At 64.1% G+C, this 15,395-nt stretch carries 14 protein-coding genes; 3 read left to right on the plus strand and 11 right to left on the minus strand.

The annotated features are described in order from the left end of the window. Window position 1: 1 nt before the first annotated feature. From FNB15_RS02225 to FNB15_RS02235, 3 genes are read right to left on the minus strand one after another with little or no spacing between them, the layout of a single operon-like run. Window positions 2–1,279: an amidohydrolase gene (locus tag FNB15_RS02225; protein ID WP_144067150.1), complete on the minus strand. Its 1,278-nt coding sequence runs from the start codon at window positions 1,277–1,279 to the stop codon at window positions 2–4. Window positions 1,280–1,306: 27 nt separating this feature from the next. Further along, window positions 1,307–1,585 carry a hypothetical protein gene (locus FNB15_RS02230; RefSeq protein ID WP_144067151.1) on the minus strand — a complete coding sequence of 93 codons (279 nt, stop codon included), beginning with the start codon at window positions 1,583–1,585 and terminating at the stop codon, window positions 1,307–1,309. A gap of 34 nt (window positions 1,586–1,619) precedes the next feature. Next, window positions 1,620–2,837, minus strand: coding sequence for an MFS transporter (locus FNB15_RS02235; RefSeq protein ID WP_144067152.1), 1,218 nt, complete (start codon window positions 2,835–2,837; stop codon window positions 1,620–1,622). A gap of 142 nt (window positions 2,838–2,979) precedes the next feature. Here FNB15_RS02235 and FNB15_RS02240 point away from each other — a divergent pair, with 142 nt between their 5' ends. After that, entirely contained in the window at window positions 2,980–4,377 is a 1,398-nt protein-coding gene (locus FNB15_RS02240; protein WP_144067153.1) for an alpha/beta fold hydrolase, read from the plus strand. Between the two features lie 10 nt (window positions 4,378–4,387). Here FNB15_RS02240 and FNB15_RS02245 read toward each other — a convergent pair whose 3' ends face one another. The 8 genes from FNB15_RS02245 to FNB15_RS02280 form a co-directional block, all read right to left on the minus strand. Continuing rightward, the gene (locus FNB15_RS02245) at window positions 4,388–5,281 is read right to left on the minus strand and encodes a DMT family transporter (protein WP_185973679.1); all 894 of its coding nucleotides are present in this window, start codon (window positions 5,279–5,281) and stop codon (window positions 4,388–4,390) included. 64 nt (window positions 5,282–5,345) lie between these two features. Next, window positions 5,346–6,749, minus strand: a complete 1,404-nt coding sequence (gene lpdA, locus FNB15_RS02250; protein WP_144067155.1) for a dihydrolipoyl dehydrogenase — start codon at window positions 6,747–6,749, stop codon at window positions 5,346–5,348. Window positions 6,750–6,767: 18 nt separating this feature from the next. Beyond that, complete coding sequence (locus tag FNB15_RS02255; protein WP_144067156.1) at window positions 6,768–7,082, minus strand: antibiotic biosynthesis monooxygenase; 315 nt, start codon at window positions 7,080–7,082, stop codon at window positions 6,768–6,770. Window positions 7,083–7,097: 15 nt separating this feature from the next. Next, window positions 7,098–8,324 carry a 2-oxoglutarate dehydrogenase complex dihydrolipoyllysine-residue succinyltransferase gene (odhB, locus tag FNB15_RS02260; protein WP_144067157.1) on the minus strand — a complete coding sequence of 409 codons (1,227 nt, stop codon included), beginning with the start codon at window positions 8,322–8,324 and terminating at the stop codon, window positions 7,098–7,100. Between the two features lie 54 nt (window positions 8,325–8,378). After that, complete coding sequence (locus FNB15_RS02265) at window positions 8,379–11,258, minus strand: 2-oxoglutarate dehydrogenase E1 component (RefSeq protein ID WP_144067158.1); 2,880 nt, start codon at window positions 11,256–11,258, stop codon at window positions 8,379–8,381. Window positions 11,259–11,306: 48 nt separating this feature from the next. Next, on the minus strand, window positions 11,307–12,185 hold the full coding sequence (sucD, locus tag FNB15_RS02270) for a succinate--CoA ligase subunit alpha (protein WP_144067159.1): 879 nt from the start codon (window positions 12,183–12,185) through the stop codon (window positions 11,307–11,309). Further along, window positions 12,186–13,355, minus strand: a complete 1,170-nt coding sequence (gene sucC, locus FNB15_RS02275; RefSeq protein WP_144067160.1) for an ADP-forming succinate--CoA ligase subunit beta — start codon at window positions 13,353–13,355, stop codon at window positions 12,186–12,188. A gap of 279 nt (window positions 13,356–13,634) precedes the next feature. Beyond that, entirely contained in the window at window positions 13,635–14,309 is a 675-nt protein-coding gene (locus FNB15_RS02280; RefSeq protein WP_144067161.1) for a LolA family protein, read from the minus strand. Window positions 14,310–14,410: 101 nt separating this feature from the next. On the opposite strand from FNB15_RS02280, the gene FNB15_RS02285 reads away from it, so the two are divergent. After that, entirely contained in the window at window positions 14,411–14,734 is a 324-nt protein-coding gene (locus tag FNB15_RS02285; protein WP_144067162.1) for a YbjQ family protein, read from the plus strand. Between the two features lie 40 nt (window positions 14,735–14,774). Next, the gene (locus tag FNB15_RS02290; protein ID WP_144067163.1) at window positions 14,775–15,323 is read left to right on the plus strand and encodes a chlorite dismutase family protein; all 549 of its coding nucleotides are present in this window, start codon (window positions 14,775–14,777) and stop codon (window positions 15,321–15,323) included. Window positions 15,324–15,395: the final 72 nt, after the last annotated feature.

Raw genomic sequence — 15,395 nt, forward strand, 5'->3', positions numbered from 1 at the left:
CCTAGTCCAGCCACGCATAAGACGCCGCCAGCATCGCCTCCACGCCGGTGCGCAAAGTCGGATGCAGCATCGGCGCGTAGAAGGGCGAGTGATTGACCGGCATCACGCTCGGATCCTCGCCATTCTGCACGCGGGCGAACAGCTCGGGATCGGTGCCGCCGATCACCCAGAAGACCGACGGCACATTCCACGCTGTGCCGAACAGGCCGAAATCCTCGCTGCCAGAGGCCGGCTCCACCGTCACCACGCGTTCGGCGCCGAAGAAGGCCCCAATACCTTCCATGGTGCGCTGGGTGGCGGCTTCGTCGTTCACGGTGAGCGGGAACTGGCTGATCACCGAATATTCCGGCGGCTTGGGTGCGCCCGACGCCTGTGCCTCGGAATCGATAATCCGCTTGACCGAAGCCAGCACGCGCTGGCGCACGTTTTCTTTGAAGGTGCGGATATTGAGACGCAGCAGCGCTTCATCCGGAATCACATTCTCGTTGAAGCCGCTCTGCAGCGTGCCGACAGTGACGACTGCGCTGTCAGCCATCGCCACTTCGCGCGATACGACGGTCTGCAGGCGCATCACGGTGGAGGCTGCCATCACCACGGGATCGATGCTGTTCTGCGGCTTCGAGCCATGCGCGCCACGGCCGAACAGTTTCACCTCCCAGCTGTCGGCCGCCGACATGGCAACGCCAGACTTGTAGCCGATGGTGCCGGCCGGCATCGGGATCACATGCTGGCCCAGCGACACCGTCGGCTTGGGGAACCGCTTCACCATGCCGTCTTCGAGCATGGCGCGTGCGCCGGCGCCGATCTCTTCGGCGGGCTGGAACACCGCCATCACGGTGCCCTTCCAGGTGTCGCGATTTTCCGACAGCAGGCGACCGACGGCCATCAACCAGGTGACGTGGAAGTCGTGGCCGCAGGCATGCATGATCGACACCGACTGACCAAAGCGGTCCACGCCGGTCTGCGCGCTGGCATAGTCGAGATCGGTCTTTTCCTTGACCGGCAGGCCATCCATATCGGCGCGCAGCAGGATCACCGGTCCGTCGCCATTTTTCAGCAGCGCCACCACGCCGGTCTTGCCAATTTTCTCATGCACCTCGAAGCCGTGTTTCTTCATCCAGGCGGCGGCAATGCCGGCCGTGCGCACTTCCTGCATCGAGAGTTCGGGATTCTGGTGCAGATCGATGTAGATCGTCTCCAGTTCCGGCATCAGCGCGTCGATCTTCTTGAAGATCGCGGCCTTGTCGGGTGAAAGAGTACGGTGCCGGGGTGCGTGCATGATGGTGTCTCGTTCTATATGGAGGTCTTAGGCATAGGATTGAAACTGCGGCACGCTGCCGGCGCGCAGGCGCGGCAGGCCGCATTTCGGTGCATCGGGATCGGCCTCGATCTCGCCGAGCAGAACGAGGATTTCCTGACCGATGCGCATCGCGTCAGACGACGGCAGGGCGTCGGGATTTTCGACAAGGGCGAGGAGATCGAGAATGCGCTGCTGGCGCTGGTAGCGGCGGCGGATCGCGGCCGCCTGATCGTCAGGCATGTCGATCAGGTCCACATCCGGCGGCAATTCGCAGCGGTCGCACATGCGGAGAATTATAGACCCGGTTGGGCCATAGGGGTCAACGCGCCTGTAGACCTTTGCCGGTGCGGACCAATGCCAGTGGACCAATCAGCGCACCCAGGCCCATCACGGCCAGGCCGATACCCCAGGTCACCACCGTCTGTTCACCAGCCACATATTGCGCCGCATCCAGGGCGAAGCCCACAAACAGCGGCCCCAGCACCGACACGCCGAAGCCCAGCGAGGAATGCAGCGCCATGGTCGAGGCGCGGTGTTCGGGCTCGGCGGCCGCCATCATGCCCGAGGTGAGCGAGCCGGAATCGCCGCAGACAAAGACGAAATAGATGGCGCAGAACAGCAGCACCGCCCAGACCGGCAACCAGGCGGTGAAGCCGAACAGCAGCCCCATCATGGCCGAGATGGTCATGATCGTGATCACCACACGGCGACGGCCGAAGCGCAGCGCCAGTTCATTGCCCAGCAGGCTGGCCGGCAGGCCGATCAGGGTGACCAGCGCGGCCAACACGGTTGCGCTGGGCAGCAGGCTGGCCACTGACGGCTCGCGCGCCAGCACGAAAACCAGGAAGGCCGTCACCCAGGCGCGCATGGCGGTGAGTTCAAAGCCATGCGCGGCATAGCCGATGATGTAGCCCATGGCATCGCGGTTGCGCAGCACCGGCCGCAGTGCGAAGCCGCTGGCCGGCTTGCCGGCCGACGATGGCTGGTAAGGCGTGAGGATGCGCCAGGCCAGCAGCCCGGCAGCGAGGCTGAGCAGTCCCACCACGGCAAAGCTCCAGCGCCAGCCGTACCATTCGGCCAGCAGGCCGGTGACGCTGAAGCTGGCGGCCACGGCAATGGAATAACTCGCGGTGTAGAAGGTGACGGCACGGCTCTGTTCGCCGCCCTGCAGCCGGTCGGTCAGCGCACGCAGGCCGGGCATATAGACGGCAGCCTGTCCGACGCCGCCGATAGCACGCAACAACAGGCCGGACCAGAAGCCGTCGGCCAGCACCGCAAATCCCACGGTGCTGATGCCGGTGAGCACCGCGCCGGCGGCAAAGACCAGGCGGGCATCGAAGCGGTCGGTCAGCATCACCGCATGGGTGACCACCAGCATGTAGCCGAGATAGTAGATGCCCGCGATCCAGCCGGCCTCGGTGTTGCTTAAGGACCAGATGGCGATGAAATCCGGCATCAGGGCGGGAAAGCTGGCAATCGGCAGAATGGCCAGCACTTCGAGCGCGGCCAGCATAAAAATCAGGTTACGGGACGACATGCGGTGGAATTCTTTTCGCGATCACGAAACGATGACACAGTATTCACTCAACTTGCGCCAACCGCCAGAGTATCGTCACATTTGCAGGCGATAACCTTGCCGAGTCGTCCAGAAAACTGGCCTTCAAGAACCAGGATCCGTCATGCCCATCAAAATCCAGCCCGTTCTCACCCGTCGCCATTTCCTGGCCGGTACCGCCGCGCTCGGACTCACGCCGCTGCTGGCCTGCACGCCGCAGTCGCGTGACACCGCCACGCCAGTGCCGCAGTTCGATGCCTATCCGCCGATCGTCTTCGTGCATGGCAACGGCGATACCGCCGCGCTGTGGCACAGCACGATCTGGCATTGGGAAAGCGCCGGCTTTCCCGACAAGCGCCTGTTCGCCATCGACTTCCCCTATCCGCTGGCCCGCAGCAACGATGCGGAATACCAGGCCGGACGGTCGTCAGCGCAGGACCAGATGGAACAACTGTCGGAAGCCGTGCAATCGGCGCTCAAGCAGACCGGCGCGGGCCGGCTCGCCCTGGTCGGGTCATCCCGTGGCGGCAATGCGATCCGCAACTATCTCAAGCATGGCCCGGGCCCGGCCTTTGTCAGCCATGCCGTGCTCTGCGGCACGCCCAACCATGGTGTGATCGTCTCGAACGACCGCCTGGTCGGCAGCGAGTTCAATGGCGCCAGCCCGTTCCTGCGCGGCCTGAACAGCGGTTCGGAAATCGTGCCGGGCGTGAACTGGATGACGCTGCGCAGCGATGCCTTCGACAAATTCGCACAGCCCGATGGCGCCGGTCTTGGCATGCCGGGTGTGGCGACCGGCGTGACGGCGGACGGCCCGGCGCTGGCCGGCGCCAAGAATGTCGTGCTGCCCGGCCTGGATCACCGCGAGGTGGCCTTCCATGAAAAGGCCTTTGCGCAGACCTGGGAATTCATCATCGGCCGCCCGCCGACAACCACGAAAATCCTGCCGGAAACGCGCCCGGTGCTGAACGGCAAGGTCAACGGCATGGCGCGCGGTGTGCCGACCAACCTGCCGGTCGAAGGCGCCACGGTGGAAATCTGGGAAACCAATCCGCAGACCGGCGCCCGCCTGCATGCCCAGCCGGCGCATCGCAAGGTGACAGGACCTGATGGCTACTGGGGCCCGTTCAACACCTCGGGCCCGACCGCGACCTACGAATTCGTACTGACGGTGCCAAGCCAGACCAAGACGCATATCTACCGCTCGCCCTTCCCGCGCTCATCGGCACATATCCATCTGCGCACGGCCACAGTCGCGGACCGCGACCGCCAGGCTGGCTCCATCGTGACGATCAGCCGGCCGCGCGGCTATTTCGGGCCGGGCCGCGACACCGTCACCTTCGACGGCCAGCCGGCACCGGGCATTCCGGCCGGCGTGCCGACCGTTGCCACCTCGACACTGGCGCTGCCGCGCGGCACGGCGCAGCGCAGCGTGGTCTGTCGCTGCAACGACGAGACCATCGCCGTGCAGAGCTGGGATGCCAGCGACGACCGCGCCGTGGTCGCGGAAATGCATTACTGAGAGTGTCTGATCAGACCGGCGGCTTGTTGCGGATCAGCAGCAGGCCGCCGCCAACGATCAGCGCCGTGCCAAGCCAGGCCGCGAGGCCGGGCAGCGTGCCGAACACGACCCAGCCGATCAGCGCGGCGAACGCCACCGAGGCATAGGTGAACGGCGCCAGCCAGGCGGCATCGGCGATGCGATAGGCCTTCACGTTGCACATCTGGCCAAAGATCGCCATCGGGCCGATCAGGCAGAGCAGCGCCAGCGTCAGCGGCTCGACCGGCACCCAGAGGAACAGCATCGCACAGCCCAGCAGCAAGGTGGCGAAGCCGTTCACATGCAGCAGCATCGACAGCATGCTTTCATGCCGCGACAGCACCTTGATCAGGATCACTTCGCAGGCGGTGAGAAACGCGCCGGCCAGCATCGCAAGCGGCGCATAAGGATTGCTGAGAGCGTCGGGATCGACCGCGACCCCGGCATTGCCACGCACGATCACCAGCGCGCCCAGCACGCACAGCGCCGCCGCAACGCCCTGCAGCAGCACGATGCGTTCGCGCAGCAGCACGACGGCGAGTCCCATGGTAAACACGCCCTGCAGCAGCGCCAGCGCCGAGGCATCGGCCAGCGGCATGTAGGTCGCGCCCCAGATCGAGCAGGCACCGCCGCCGACACCGCAGCAGGCGCGCAGGAGATGCAGGTGCCGCCGGCCGCCAGCCAGGAGTTGCTTCAGCGGTTGTCGCTGCACCAGCGCGAGGCCGCCGACAGTGGCAAAGCCGCTGAAATAGCGGATGAAGACGATCTGGATCGCCGGCACCAGGCCACCGGTCAGCTTGCCCGAGGCATAGAGCAGCGAGAAGGCAAGGGCGGCTCCCAGCACCCACAGCGCTGCCATCGCTTTTGAGTCGAGACGAGAGATCATCGGGCCATCATGAATGAAAAAGGGCGACCGTGAAGGCCGCCCTTTTGCACAAACATACCTGCAATCAGATCGTGATCGTGTGGCCATCCACGGCGAGTGCGGCTTCCTTGACCGCCTCGGTCAGCGCTGGATGGGCATGGACGGTGCGGTAGATGTCTTCGGCCGAAGCGCCGAACTCAATTGCCATCACCAGCTCCTGGATCAGATGGCCGGCATCGGCGCCGATGATATGTGCGCCGATCACCTTCTTGGTCTTCTCGTCTTCGAGGATCTTCACGAAGCCGTCGGTCATCGTCATGGCACGCGCGCGCGCATTCGCCGTGAACGGGAACTTGCCGGTCTTGTAGGCGATGCCTGCGGCCTTGAGCTCTTCCTCGGTCTTGCCGACGCTGGCCACTTCCGGCCAAGTGTAGACCACGCCCGGAATGGCGTCGTAGTTGATATGCGGCTTCTGTCCAGCCAGCATCTCGGCCAGCACCATGCCCTCTTCATCCGCCTTGTGCGCCAGCATCGGGCCGATGATGGCGTCGCCGATCGCATAGACGCCCGGCGCCGTGGTGTTGAAATGACCATCGGTCTTGACGCGGCCGCGCTCGTCCAGCTGCACGCCGGCAGCCTCCAGCCCAAGGCCGGTGGTGTAAGGCCGGCGACCGATCGAAACCAGCACCACGTCCGCCGTGACCTCTTCCTTGTCGCCGCCTGCAGCCGGCTCCATGGTGAGCGTCACGCCCTTCTTGTCGGCCTTGGTCGCTGTCACCTTGGTGCCCAGCTTGAACTTCATGCCTTGCTTGGCAAGGATGCGCTGCATCTGCTTCGACACTTCGCCGTCATTGGTCGGCAGGATGCGGTCGAGGAATTCCACCACGGTGACCTCGGCGCCGAGACGCAGCCAGACCGAGCCGAGTTCGAGCCCGATCACGCCGCCGCCGATCACCACCATGCTCTTCGGCACCGACGGCAGCTTGAGCGCGCCGGTGGACGACACCACCTGCACCTCGTCGATCTCGATACCCTTAAGCGGCGTCACTTCGGAGCCGGTAGCGATGACGATGTGCTTGGCCGCGTAAGTCCCCTTGCTCTCGCCGGCCACGTCGACCTTGCCGCCGCCGAGCAGCTTGCCGGTGCCCTTGAGCCAGGTGATCTTGTTCTTCTTGAACAGGAATTCGATGCCCTTGTTGGACGCGGTCACCACGCTCTGCTTCTGCGCCATCATCGCGGGCAGGTCGATGTCGATCTTGCCGACCTTGATGCCATGCTGGGTAAAGCCATGGGCCGCGGTGTGATACAGCTCGGAGGAATGCAGCAGCGCCTTGGACGGAATGCAGCCGACATTGGTGCAGGTGCCGCCGAGGCCGGCGTCTTTTTCCACCACGGCGGTGTTCATGCCGAGCTGGGCGCAGCGGATCGCCATGGTGTAGCCGCCGGGGCCGGCGCCGATGATGATGACGTCGAAAGCCTGTTCACTCATGGATGATCCTCCGAAACTTTACGATGGCAGCGGGCCGTAGAGGCCGCCGCCGGCATACTTCAGTTTGCGCACCTGCTGGCTGCCCACGAGGAGCCCGCTGGCAACCAGGTCGCTCAGGATGGCGGCATAGACTGCCGAATCCTTCACCGCACCCACCGCCACCGCATCACGCCAGAAGGTGATGGTGCGCCATTCCTGTTCGTCATGGGTGAAGAAACAGGCGAGGCAGCCATCCTGATCACGGAAGAACGGCTGCAGGCGTTCGGCGGCGAAGGCGATGAAATCCGCGATCCGTCCCGGCGTATAGGCCGTGCTCCAGACGCGGACGATCATCGCCCGGCTTCCCTCTTACATCTCGAACAGCAGGCGCTGCGGATCCTCGAGGCATTCCTTGACACGCACGAGGAAGCTGACCGCCTCGCGGCCATCGACGATGCGGTGATCGTAGGTCAGCGCGATATACATCATCGGACGGATCACGACCTGGCCGTTGATGGCCATCGGACGGTCCTGGATCTTGTGCATCCCTAAGATGGCCGACTGCGGCGGATTGATGATCGGAGTCGACATCAGCGAGCCGAACACACCGCCATTGGTGATGCTGAAGCTGCCGCCCTGCAGCTCGTCGATGCCGAGCTTGCCGTCGCGGGCGCGCTTGCCCAGGTCGGAGATGGTCTTTTCGATGCCGGCGAACGACAGATGATCGGCGTCGCGAATCACCGGCACGACCAGGCCGGTCGGGGTCGATACGGCGCAGCCGATGTTGAAGTAGTTCTTGAAGACGATCTCATCGCCCTCGATCTCGGCATTCACCGCCGGGAACTCGCGCAGCGCCTGCACGCAGGCCTTCACGAAGAAGGACATGAAGCCGAGACGCACGCCGTGCTTCTTCTCGAACTGGTCGACATACTGCTTGCGCGCCGCCATCAGCGCGGTCATGTCGACCTCGTTGAAGGTGGTGAGCAGGGCTGCCGTGTTCTGCGCTTCCTTCAGACGGCGGGCGATCACCTGGCGCAGCTTGGACATGCGCTGGCGCTCTTCGCGATCAGCATTCGAACGCGGGCCGGCCGGGGCCGACGGACGGGCCGCAGGCGCAGCGCCGCCACCGGAAGCGAGCAGGTCCATCACATCGCCCTTGGTGACGCGACCATCCTTGCCCGAACCGGCAACGCCGGAGACATTCACATTCTTCTCAGCGGCCAGCTTGGCAGCGGCCGGCAGCGCCTGCCCAGCAGCCGGAGCAGCGGCAGCCGGCGCGGCAGCAGGCTTCGCGGCCGGAGCAGGCGCGGCAGCAGCAGGCGCAGCCGCCGGCTTGGCGGCGGGCTTCGCGGCACCGGCACCGGGGGTCAGCGTTGCCAGCAGATCACCGACCTGCACGGTAGCGCCTTCAGCAGCCAGCACTTCGTCCAGCGTACCGGCTTCCTGCGCGTTGACCTCGACGGTCACCTTGTCGGTCTCGAGCTCGACCAGCAGCTGGTCGCGGGCAACAGAGTCGCCAGCCTTCACCGACCACTTGCCGACGGTGGCTTCGGAGATCGATTCCGCCAGTTGCGGGACGCGAATTTCGACTGCCATGGTAACTTTCCTTATCCTTAAAAACGCCCCTCGAAACCTTCCAACCGCGACCGCTTACGCGGTCAGGGCTTCGTCCACCAGCTTGGCCTGCTGCTGGTTGTGTTTGCTCATCAGGCCCGTCGCCGGCGACGCGGCCGCCAGACGGCCGACATAGAGCGGCCGCTTCATCTTCAGGCCCAGCTCGGTCATCACCGCCTCGACACACGGCTCGACGAAGCTCCAGGCGCCCATGTTCTTCGGCTCCTCCTGGCACCAGACGACCGTCTTGGCATTCTTGTAGCGGCTGAGTTCGGTCATCAGCGCCTTGTGCGGGAACGGATAGAGCTGCTCGACGCGCAGGATCACGGTGTCCTTCAGCTCGCGCTTCTGGCGCTCCTCGAACAGATCGTAATAGACCTTGCCCGAGCAGAGGATCACACGCTTGATCTTGGCGTCGTCATGCGGTGCATCGTCCCACAGCACGCGGTGGAAGGTGGTGCCCGAGGCCATTTCGCTCAGCTTCGACACCGCCAGCTTGTGACGCAGCAGCGACTTCGGCGTCATCAGGATCAGCGGCTTGCGGAACTTGCGATGGATCTGCCGGCGCAGGATGTGGAAGTAGTTGGCCGGCGTGGAGCAGTTCGCCACCTGCATGTTGTCTTCGGCGCAGAGCTGCAGATAGCGCTCCAGGCGGGCCGAGCTGTGCTCGGGGCCCTGGCCTTCATAGCCATGCGGCAGCAGCACGGTGAGGCCCGACATGCGCATCCACTTGGCTTCGCCAGAGGAGATGAACTGGTCGAACACCACCTGGGCGCCGTTGGCGAAGTCGCCGAACTGGCCTTCCCACATGACGAGCGTATTCGGCTCGGCCAGGCTGTAGCCGTATTCGTAACCCAGCACGGCTTCTTCCGAGAGCAGGCTGTCGATCACTTCGTAATTGGCCTGCCCCTCGGCGATATGGTTGAGCGGCACATAGCGCTCTTCCGACTGCTGGTCATGCCACACGCTGTGACGCTGGCTGAAGGTGCCGCGACCGCAATCCTGGCCCGACAGACGCACGCCCTTGCCTTCCAGCTGCAGCGAACCAAAAGCCAGCGCCTCGCCGGTCGCCCAGTCGATGCCTTCGCCGGCCTCAATGGCCGCGCGGCGGTTGGCGGTATTGCGCGCCAGCGTCTTGTGGATGTTGAAGCCGTCCGGCACCGACGTAATCGCCAGGCCGACCTTCTTCAGCGTCTCGAGTTCGACACCGGTGGTGCCGCGACGCTCGTCGCCCGAGGCTTCTTCGAGCCCGGCCCACTTGCCTTCCAGCCAGTCGGCCTTGTTCGGCTTGAACGATTTCGAGGCTTCCAGTTCGCCTTCCAGCCTGTTCTGGAACTCGGTCACCATCGCCTCGGCATCTGCCTCGGTGAGAGTGGCTTCGTCGACCAGGCGCTTGGCGTAGATCTGGCGCGTCGTCGCATGCGTCGCGATGTTGCGATACATGATCGGCTGCGTGAAAGACGGATCGTCAGTCTCGTTATGGCCGTGGCGGCGATAACAGAACAGGTCGATCACCACGTCCTTCTTGAACTGCTGGCGGAATTCGATGGCGATCTTGGCCACATGCGTCACGGCTTCCGGATCGTCACCATTGACGTGGAAGATCGGCGCCTGCACCACTTTCGCGCCATCCGAGGGATACGGCGAGGAACGCGAATAGGACGGATTGGTGGTGAAACCGATCTGGTTGTTCACGATGATATGGATGGTGCCGCCGGTGCGGTAGCCGCGCAGCTCGCTGAGCGCGAAGCATTCTGCCACCACGCCCTGGCCGGCAAAGGCGGCATCGCCGTGCAGCAGCACGGTGAGTACCGAACCGCGCTCGGAATCGCCCCACTGGGTCTGCTTGGCGCGTGCCTTGCCGAGGCAGACCGGATTGACGATTTCCAGATGCGACGGATTCGCCGCCATCGACAGATGGACCTTGTTGCCATCGAATTCGCGATCCGACGACACGCCAAGATGGTACTTCACGTCGCCCGAACCCTGGAAGTCATCCGGGTGGTAGGCCATGCCCTTGAATTCGGAGAAGATGGCGCGATATGGCTTGGCCATCACGTTGGCCAGCATATTGAGGCGGCCGCGATGCGGCATGCCCAGCTCGATATCCTTCACGCCGAGCTGGCCGCCGCGCTTGATGATCGCTTCCATCGCCGGGATCAGTGCTTCGCCGCCTTCGAGGCCGAAACGCTTGGTGCCGGTGAACTTCATGTGGCAGAAGCGCTCGAAGATTTCGCCTTCCACCAGCTTGTTCAGGATCGCCTTCTTGCCCTCGGGCGTGAACTGCACGTCCTTGTCGCGGCCTTCGATGCGCGACTGGATCCAGCCCTTCTGTTCCGGGTGGTAGATGTGCATGAACTCGACGCCGATGGTCGAGCAGTAGGTGCGGCGCAGGATCTGCAGGATCTCGCGCAGCGTCGAGGTCTCCAGGCCCAGCATGTTGTCGATGAAGATCGGCCGATCCATGTCGGCGTCGGTAAAGCCGTAGGATTCCGGCTCCAGCTCCGGATGCGCGCCGGGCGCCTGGATGCCGAGCGGATCCAGGTTGGCCATCAGATGGCCGCGGATACGGTAGTTGCGGATCAGCATGGCGGCGCGGATCGTGTCGAGTGCCGCATTGCGTGCATCGGCCGGCGACGCGCCGCCCTTGGCCGCCCGGTCGGCCGACTTGGCGGCCTTGCCCTGCGGGCCGAGCAAGCCCTCGTCTTCCATCGGCACCAGCGCAGTGTTCGGTGCCCAGGACGGACGACTCAGCGCCTGCTTGGGCTGGCTGAAGTCGTCGCCCAGTGCCTCGAAGAACTGCTTCCAGGAAGCATCGACGCTGTCGGGGTTGGCTACGTACTTGGCGTACAGCTCCTCGACGAAGGTGCTGTTGCCACCATAGAGGAATTGCGTGCGTTCAAGCTGCGCCGTCATCGATGTCGTGGCGCCGCTTGTTGGCCGGCGCCGCCCTCTGTGTTCCTGTTACTTACCGTTCAACAGTTCAACCAGGGTGGTGCCGAGCGCTGCCGGGCTTTCCGAAACTCGGATGCCGGCCGATCGCATGGCCTCCAGCTTGGTATTCGCATCTCCCTTGCCGCCCGAAATGATCGCGCCGGCATGACCCATGCGGCGGCCCGGGGGCGCGGTACGACCGGCGATGAAGCCGACAGTCGGCTTCTTCACCTTCGACTTCATCAGGAATTCAGCGGCTTCTTCCTCGGCGCTGCCGCCGATTTCGCCGATCATGATGATGCACTCGGTTTCCTTGTCGCCAAGGAACAGGTCGAGCGCGTCAATGAAGTTGGTGCCGTTGACCGGATCGCCACCGATGCCGATGCAGGTGGTCTGACCCAGACCGGCTGCAGTGGTCTGCGCCACCGCTTCATAGGTCAGCGTGCCGGAACGCGACACGATGCCGACCTTGCCGCGACGATGGATGTGGCCCGGCATGATACCGATCTTGCATTCGCCCGGCGTGATCACGCCCGGGCAGTTCGGGCCGATCAGTCGGGTGCGCGAACCGGTCAGGGCACGCTTGACCTTCACCATGTCGAGCACCGGAATGCCTTCGGTAATGCAGACCACCAGCGGGATTTCCGCCTCGATGGCTTCCATGATCGAATCCGCCGCGAACGGCGGCGGCACGTAGATCACCGAGGCATTCGCGCCGGTCTTCTCGACCGCGTCGGCAACCGTGTTGAACACCGGCAGGCCGATATGCTGCGTGCCGCCCTTACCCGGAGTGACGCCGCCGACCATCTTGGTGCCGTAGGCGATCGCCTGTTCGGAATGGAAGGTACCCTGGCTGCCGGTGATGCCCTGGCAGATGACCTTGGTATCCTTATTGACGAGAACAGCCATTTACTTGGCTCCCTTCACGGCCTTCACCACCTTTTCGGCGGCGTCGGCGAGATTGTCGGCAGAAATGATCGGCAGGCCGCTCTCGGCCATGATCTTTTTGCCCAGATCGACATTGGTGCCTTCGAGGCGAACCACCAGCGGAACCGCCAGCTTCACTTCGCGGGCCGCGGCCACCACGCCTTCGGCGATGATGTCGCAGCGCATGATGCCGCCGAAGATATTGACCAGGATGCCCTTCACGTTCTTGTCGCCAAGAATGATCTTGAAGGCCGCTGTGACGCGCTCCTTGGTGGCGCCGCCGCCGACATCGAGGAAGTTGGCCGGCTCGGAGCCGTACAGCTTGATGATGTCCATGGTCGCCATCGCGAGACCCGCGCCGTTGACCATGCAGCCGATCTCGCCGTCCAGCTTGACGTAGTTCAGCGACCACTTGGCGGCTTCGAGTTCGGACGCGTCTTCCTCGTCCGGATCGCGCATGTCTTCCACATCCTTGTGGCGGTACAGCGCGTTGTCGTCGAAGTTCATCTTGGCATCCAGCGCGATCATCTCGCCGGCGCCGGTGACAACCAGCGGGTTGATCTCAACGATGCTGGCGTCGAGCGCCACGAAGGCCTCGTACATCGCCTGCATGAACTTCACCGCCGAACCGACCTGCTTGCCTTCCAGGCCGAGGCCGAAGGCAATCTGGCGGGCGTGATGCGGCTGCATGCCGGTCGCCGGATCGATGGCGACCTTCAGGATCTTTTCAGGATGCTTGGCGGCAACTTCCTCGATCTCCATGCCGCCCTCGGTCGAGGCCATCACGGTGATGCGCGAAGTGGCGCGGTCCACCAGGAAGCTCAGATAGAGCTCGCGCTTGATGTCGCAGCCTTCCTCGATGTAGAGGCGCTTGACCAGCTTGCCCTCGGGACCGGTCTGGTGCGTCACCAGGGTCATGCCGAGGATCGCCTTGGACTGGGCGGCCACGTCGTCCATCGACTTGACCACCTTGACGCCGCCGCCCTTGCCGCGACCGCCGGCATGGATCTGGGCCTTCACGACCCAGACCGGGCCGCCGAGCTGCTTGGCGACGGTAACGGCCTCATCGGCCGTGAAAGCGACACCGCCGCGCGGCACGGCGACACCGTATTTCGCGAGCAGGCTTTTCGCCTGGTATTCATGGATGTTCATGCTGACCTACGGGTTGGTAAACCCGGGCGAAAAGCCCCGGTTTCTCTGATTGCCGTTCGGGGCCGAGGTTATAGCAACCTTCCGAAAAGCCGCAACCGCTGCCGCATCGGAAAATCAGGGTTTTGGACGAAAGTTCACAGACTTGCGAGCTCAGGTACCCAACTGGTTACCGGGTACGGACTGTAGAAATCCGGACCGGATGGTACGCCTGCCTGACCATGCCGAAAAGCGATCCCGCCGGATAGGTCCGGCAGACCATCTGACAGGGTCGGAACCGCTTCAGCGGCGCTGCTGCAGGGCACGCTCGACCGCCGGGCGGTCGCCATAGGTGTAAAGCCGCGTATTGATCGCCGGCGACGGATTGAAGTCGATCTGCGACAGGGTGATGGCGGTGTCCTTGCCCTGGGCGTCGGTGACGATCCAGCCGGCGAATTCGAGCGGCTTGTCGCCAAATACGACGGTGAGCGCGCCTTCCTTGGGGCGCTCGGGTGCGAACAGCGTCACGCGCAGGATCGCTGCGCCGCGCTCGACCCTGGCAATGCCGACATCCTTGTCGTCGAAACTGACCTTGTCGCGCAGCAGAAGATCCAGCGGCGTGGCACCCAGCGGGATGCGCTCGACCGACTTCAGCTCCTTGTCTTCCATCACGATATAGGCGCCATCCGACACGATCAGCATCGGCACCGGCGGGTCGAATTCGAAGCGGAAGCGGCCCGGCCGCGTCATGTAGATCTTGCCTTCGGCGGCAGAGCCATCGGGCGCAACCTGCAGGAAGCGGCCGCTCATGCTGCGCACGGTATTGAAGTAATCCGCGATGCGCTTGAGATCGGCCCTGTCGGTGTCGGTCAGTTTGGCCGAGCCACTGGGCGCGGCGGCATAGGCGGCGGCGAGCGGCAGTTTCGCGGCGGTGGCAGCGACGGCCATGGCGAGCAGGAAGGCGCGACGGTTTGTCATGCGCCAAGCGGTAGCCCCGGCAGATGGCGAAATCAAGGCGGCATGCGTAAACTGCGGGCAGAGCCGACCGGGGCAGCCGACCCGAAACCGAGGGGGATACGATGATCCTGACGACGACCGACAGCGTGGAAGGCCGCAAAATCAGCGGCTATCTCGGCATCGTGGCCGGCGAGGCCGTGATGGGCACGAATATCTTCCGCGATTTCTTCGCCGGCATCACCGACATCCTCGGTGGCCGCTCGGGTTCTTACGAAAAGGAGCTGCGCAAGGCCAAGGCGCTGGCGCTGGAATCCATGATCGAGGAAGCCCAAGCGCTCGGCGCCGATGCCGTGGTGGGCATGGACCTCGATTACCAGCAGATCGGCGGCACCGATAAGCAAATGTTGATGGTCGCGGCCAGCGGAACTGCGGTAAAGTTGGCCTGAGGTCGGGTCTTGCGCCCCGGTCCGCCGGGGGAATCAGACAATGGAATCGCGCTTTACCAGCTTCGTCGGCGGGCCGACGGGGCCGTGGAAGGTTGTTTCGATACGGGCCATCAGCGGCGACGGCCTGCCGTCCGCCGGTCATCTCGACCTGCGCGAGGGACTGAACGAAGCCGAGGATGCTGTCTGGCAGCTGCGCGGCGTGACCAGCAACCTGCGCTACACCCAGGAAACCGAGCGCAAGGCGCTGGCGGCCGTGCAGCCACCCTTAAGCCGGCCCGAAGCGCGCTGTGCTGCGCTGATCCCGATCCGCAAGACCGCCGCCTGGTGGCTGCTGGCGCAGGATGAGCGCCGGGCCATCATTGAGGAGCAGTCGCGCCATATCGCCATCGGCATGGCCTATCTGCCGGCCGTGGCGCGCAAGCTGTTCCATGCCCGCGATCTCGGCGAGCCCTTTGATTTCCTCACGTGGTTCGAGTTCGCGCCTGACCATGCCGCCGGTTTCGACGCCCTGCTGGCGGCGTTACGCGCCAGTCCGGAATGGGACTATGTCGACCGCGAGGTGGAAATCCGGCTAGAGCGCGTCCGCTGAGCGAATAAAAGTTCGGCGAAAACCGTGCTTGAATATCGAACGGTCGTTCGATATTATGCTTTCGCCCCCGGC

It is taken from the genome of Ferrovibrio terrae (assembly GCF_007197755.1).
Classification (GTDB): domain Bacteria; phylum Pseudomonadota; class Alphaproteobacteria; order Ferrovibrionales; family Ferrovibrionaceae; genus Ferrovibrio; species Ferrovibrio terrae.

Bases quoted from the DNA above. Each gene is read 5' to 3' on its own strand.
- FNB15_RS02290 (WP_144067163.1), top strand. From the start codon at position 14,775: ATGGAATCGCGCTTTACCAGCTTCGTCGGCGGGCCGACGGGGCCGTGG.
- sucD (WP_144067159.1), bottom strand. From the start codon at position 12,185: ATGGCTGTTCTCGTCAATAAGGATACCAAGGTCATCTGCCAGGGCATC.
- FNB15_RS02280 (WP_144067161.1), bottom strand. From the start codon at position 14,309: ATGACAAACCGTCGCGCCTTCCTGCTCGCCATGGCCGTCGCTGCCACC.
- FNB15_RS02285 (WP_144067162.1), top strand. From the start codon at position 14,411: ATGATCCTGACGACGACCGACAGCGTGGAAGGCCGCAAAATCAGCGGC.
- sucC (WP_144067160.1), bottom strand. From the start codon at position 13,355: ATGAACATCCATGAATACCAGGCGAAAAGCCTGCTCGCGAAATACGGT.
- lpdA (WP_144067155.1), bottom strand. From the start codon at position 6,749: ATGAGTGAACAGGCTTTCGACGTCATCATCATCGGCGCCGGCCCCGGC.
- FNB15_RS02225 (WP_144067150.1), bottom strand. From the start codon at position 1,279: ATGCACGCACCCCGGCACCGTACTCTTTCACCCGACAAGGCCGCGATC.
- FNB15_RS02245 (WP_185973679.1), bottom strand. From the start codon at position 5,281: ATGATCTCTCGTCTCGACTCAAAAGCGATGGCAGCGCTGTGGGTGCTG.
- FNB15_RS02255 (WP_144067156.1), bottom strand. From the start codon at position 7,082: ATGATCGTCCGCGTCTGGAGCACGGCCTATACGCCGGGACGGATCGCG.
- FNB15_RS02230 (WP_144067151.1), bottom strand. From the start codon at position 1,585: ATGTGCGACCGCTGCGAATTGCCGCCGGATGTGGACCTGATCGACATG.
- odhB (WP_144067157.1), bottom strand. From the start codon at position 8,324: ATGGCAGTCGAAATTCGCGTCCCGCAACTGGCGGAATCGATCTCCGAA.
- FNB15_RS02265 (WP_144067158.1), bottom strand. From the start codon at position 11,258: ATGACGGCGCAGCTTGAACGCACGCAATTCCTCTATGGTGGCAACAGC.
- FNB15_RS02240 (WP_144067153.1), top strand. From the start codon at position 2,980: ATGCCCATCAAAATCCAGCCCGTTCTCACCCGTCGCCATTTCCTGGCC.
- FNB15_RS02235 (WP_144067152.1), bottom strand. From the start codon at position 2,837: ATGTCGTCCCGTAACCTGATTTTTATGCTGGCCGCGCTCGAAGTGCTG.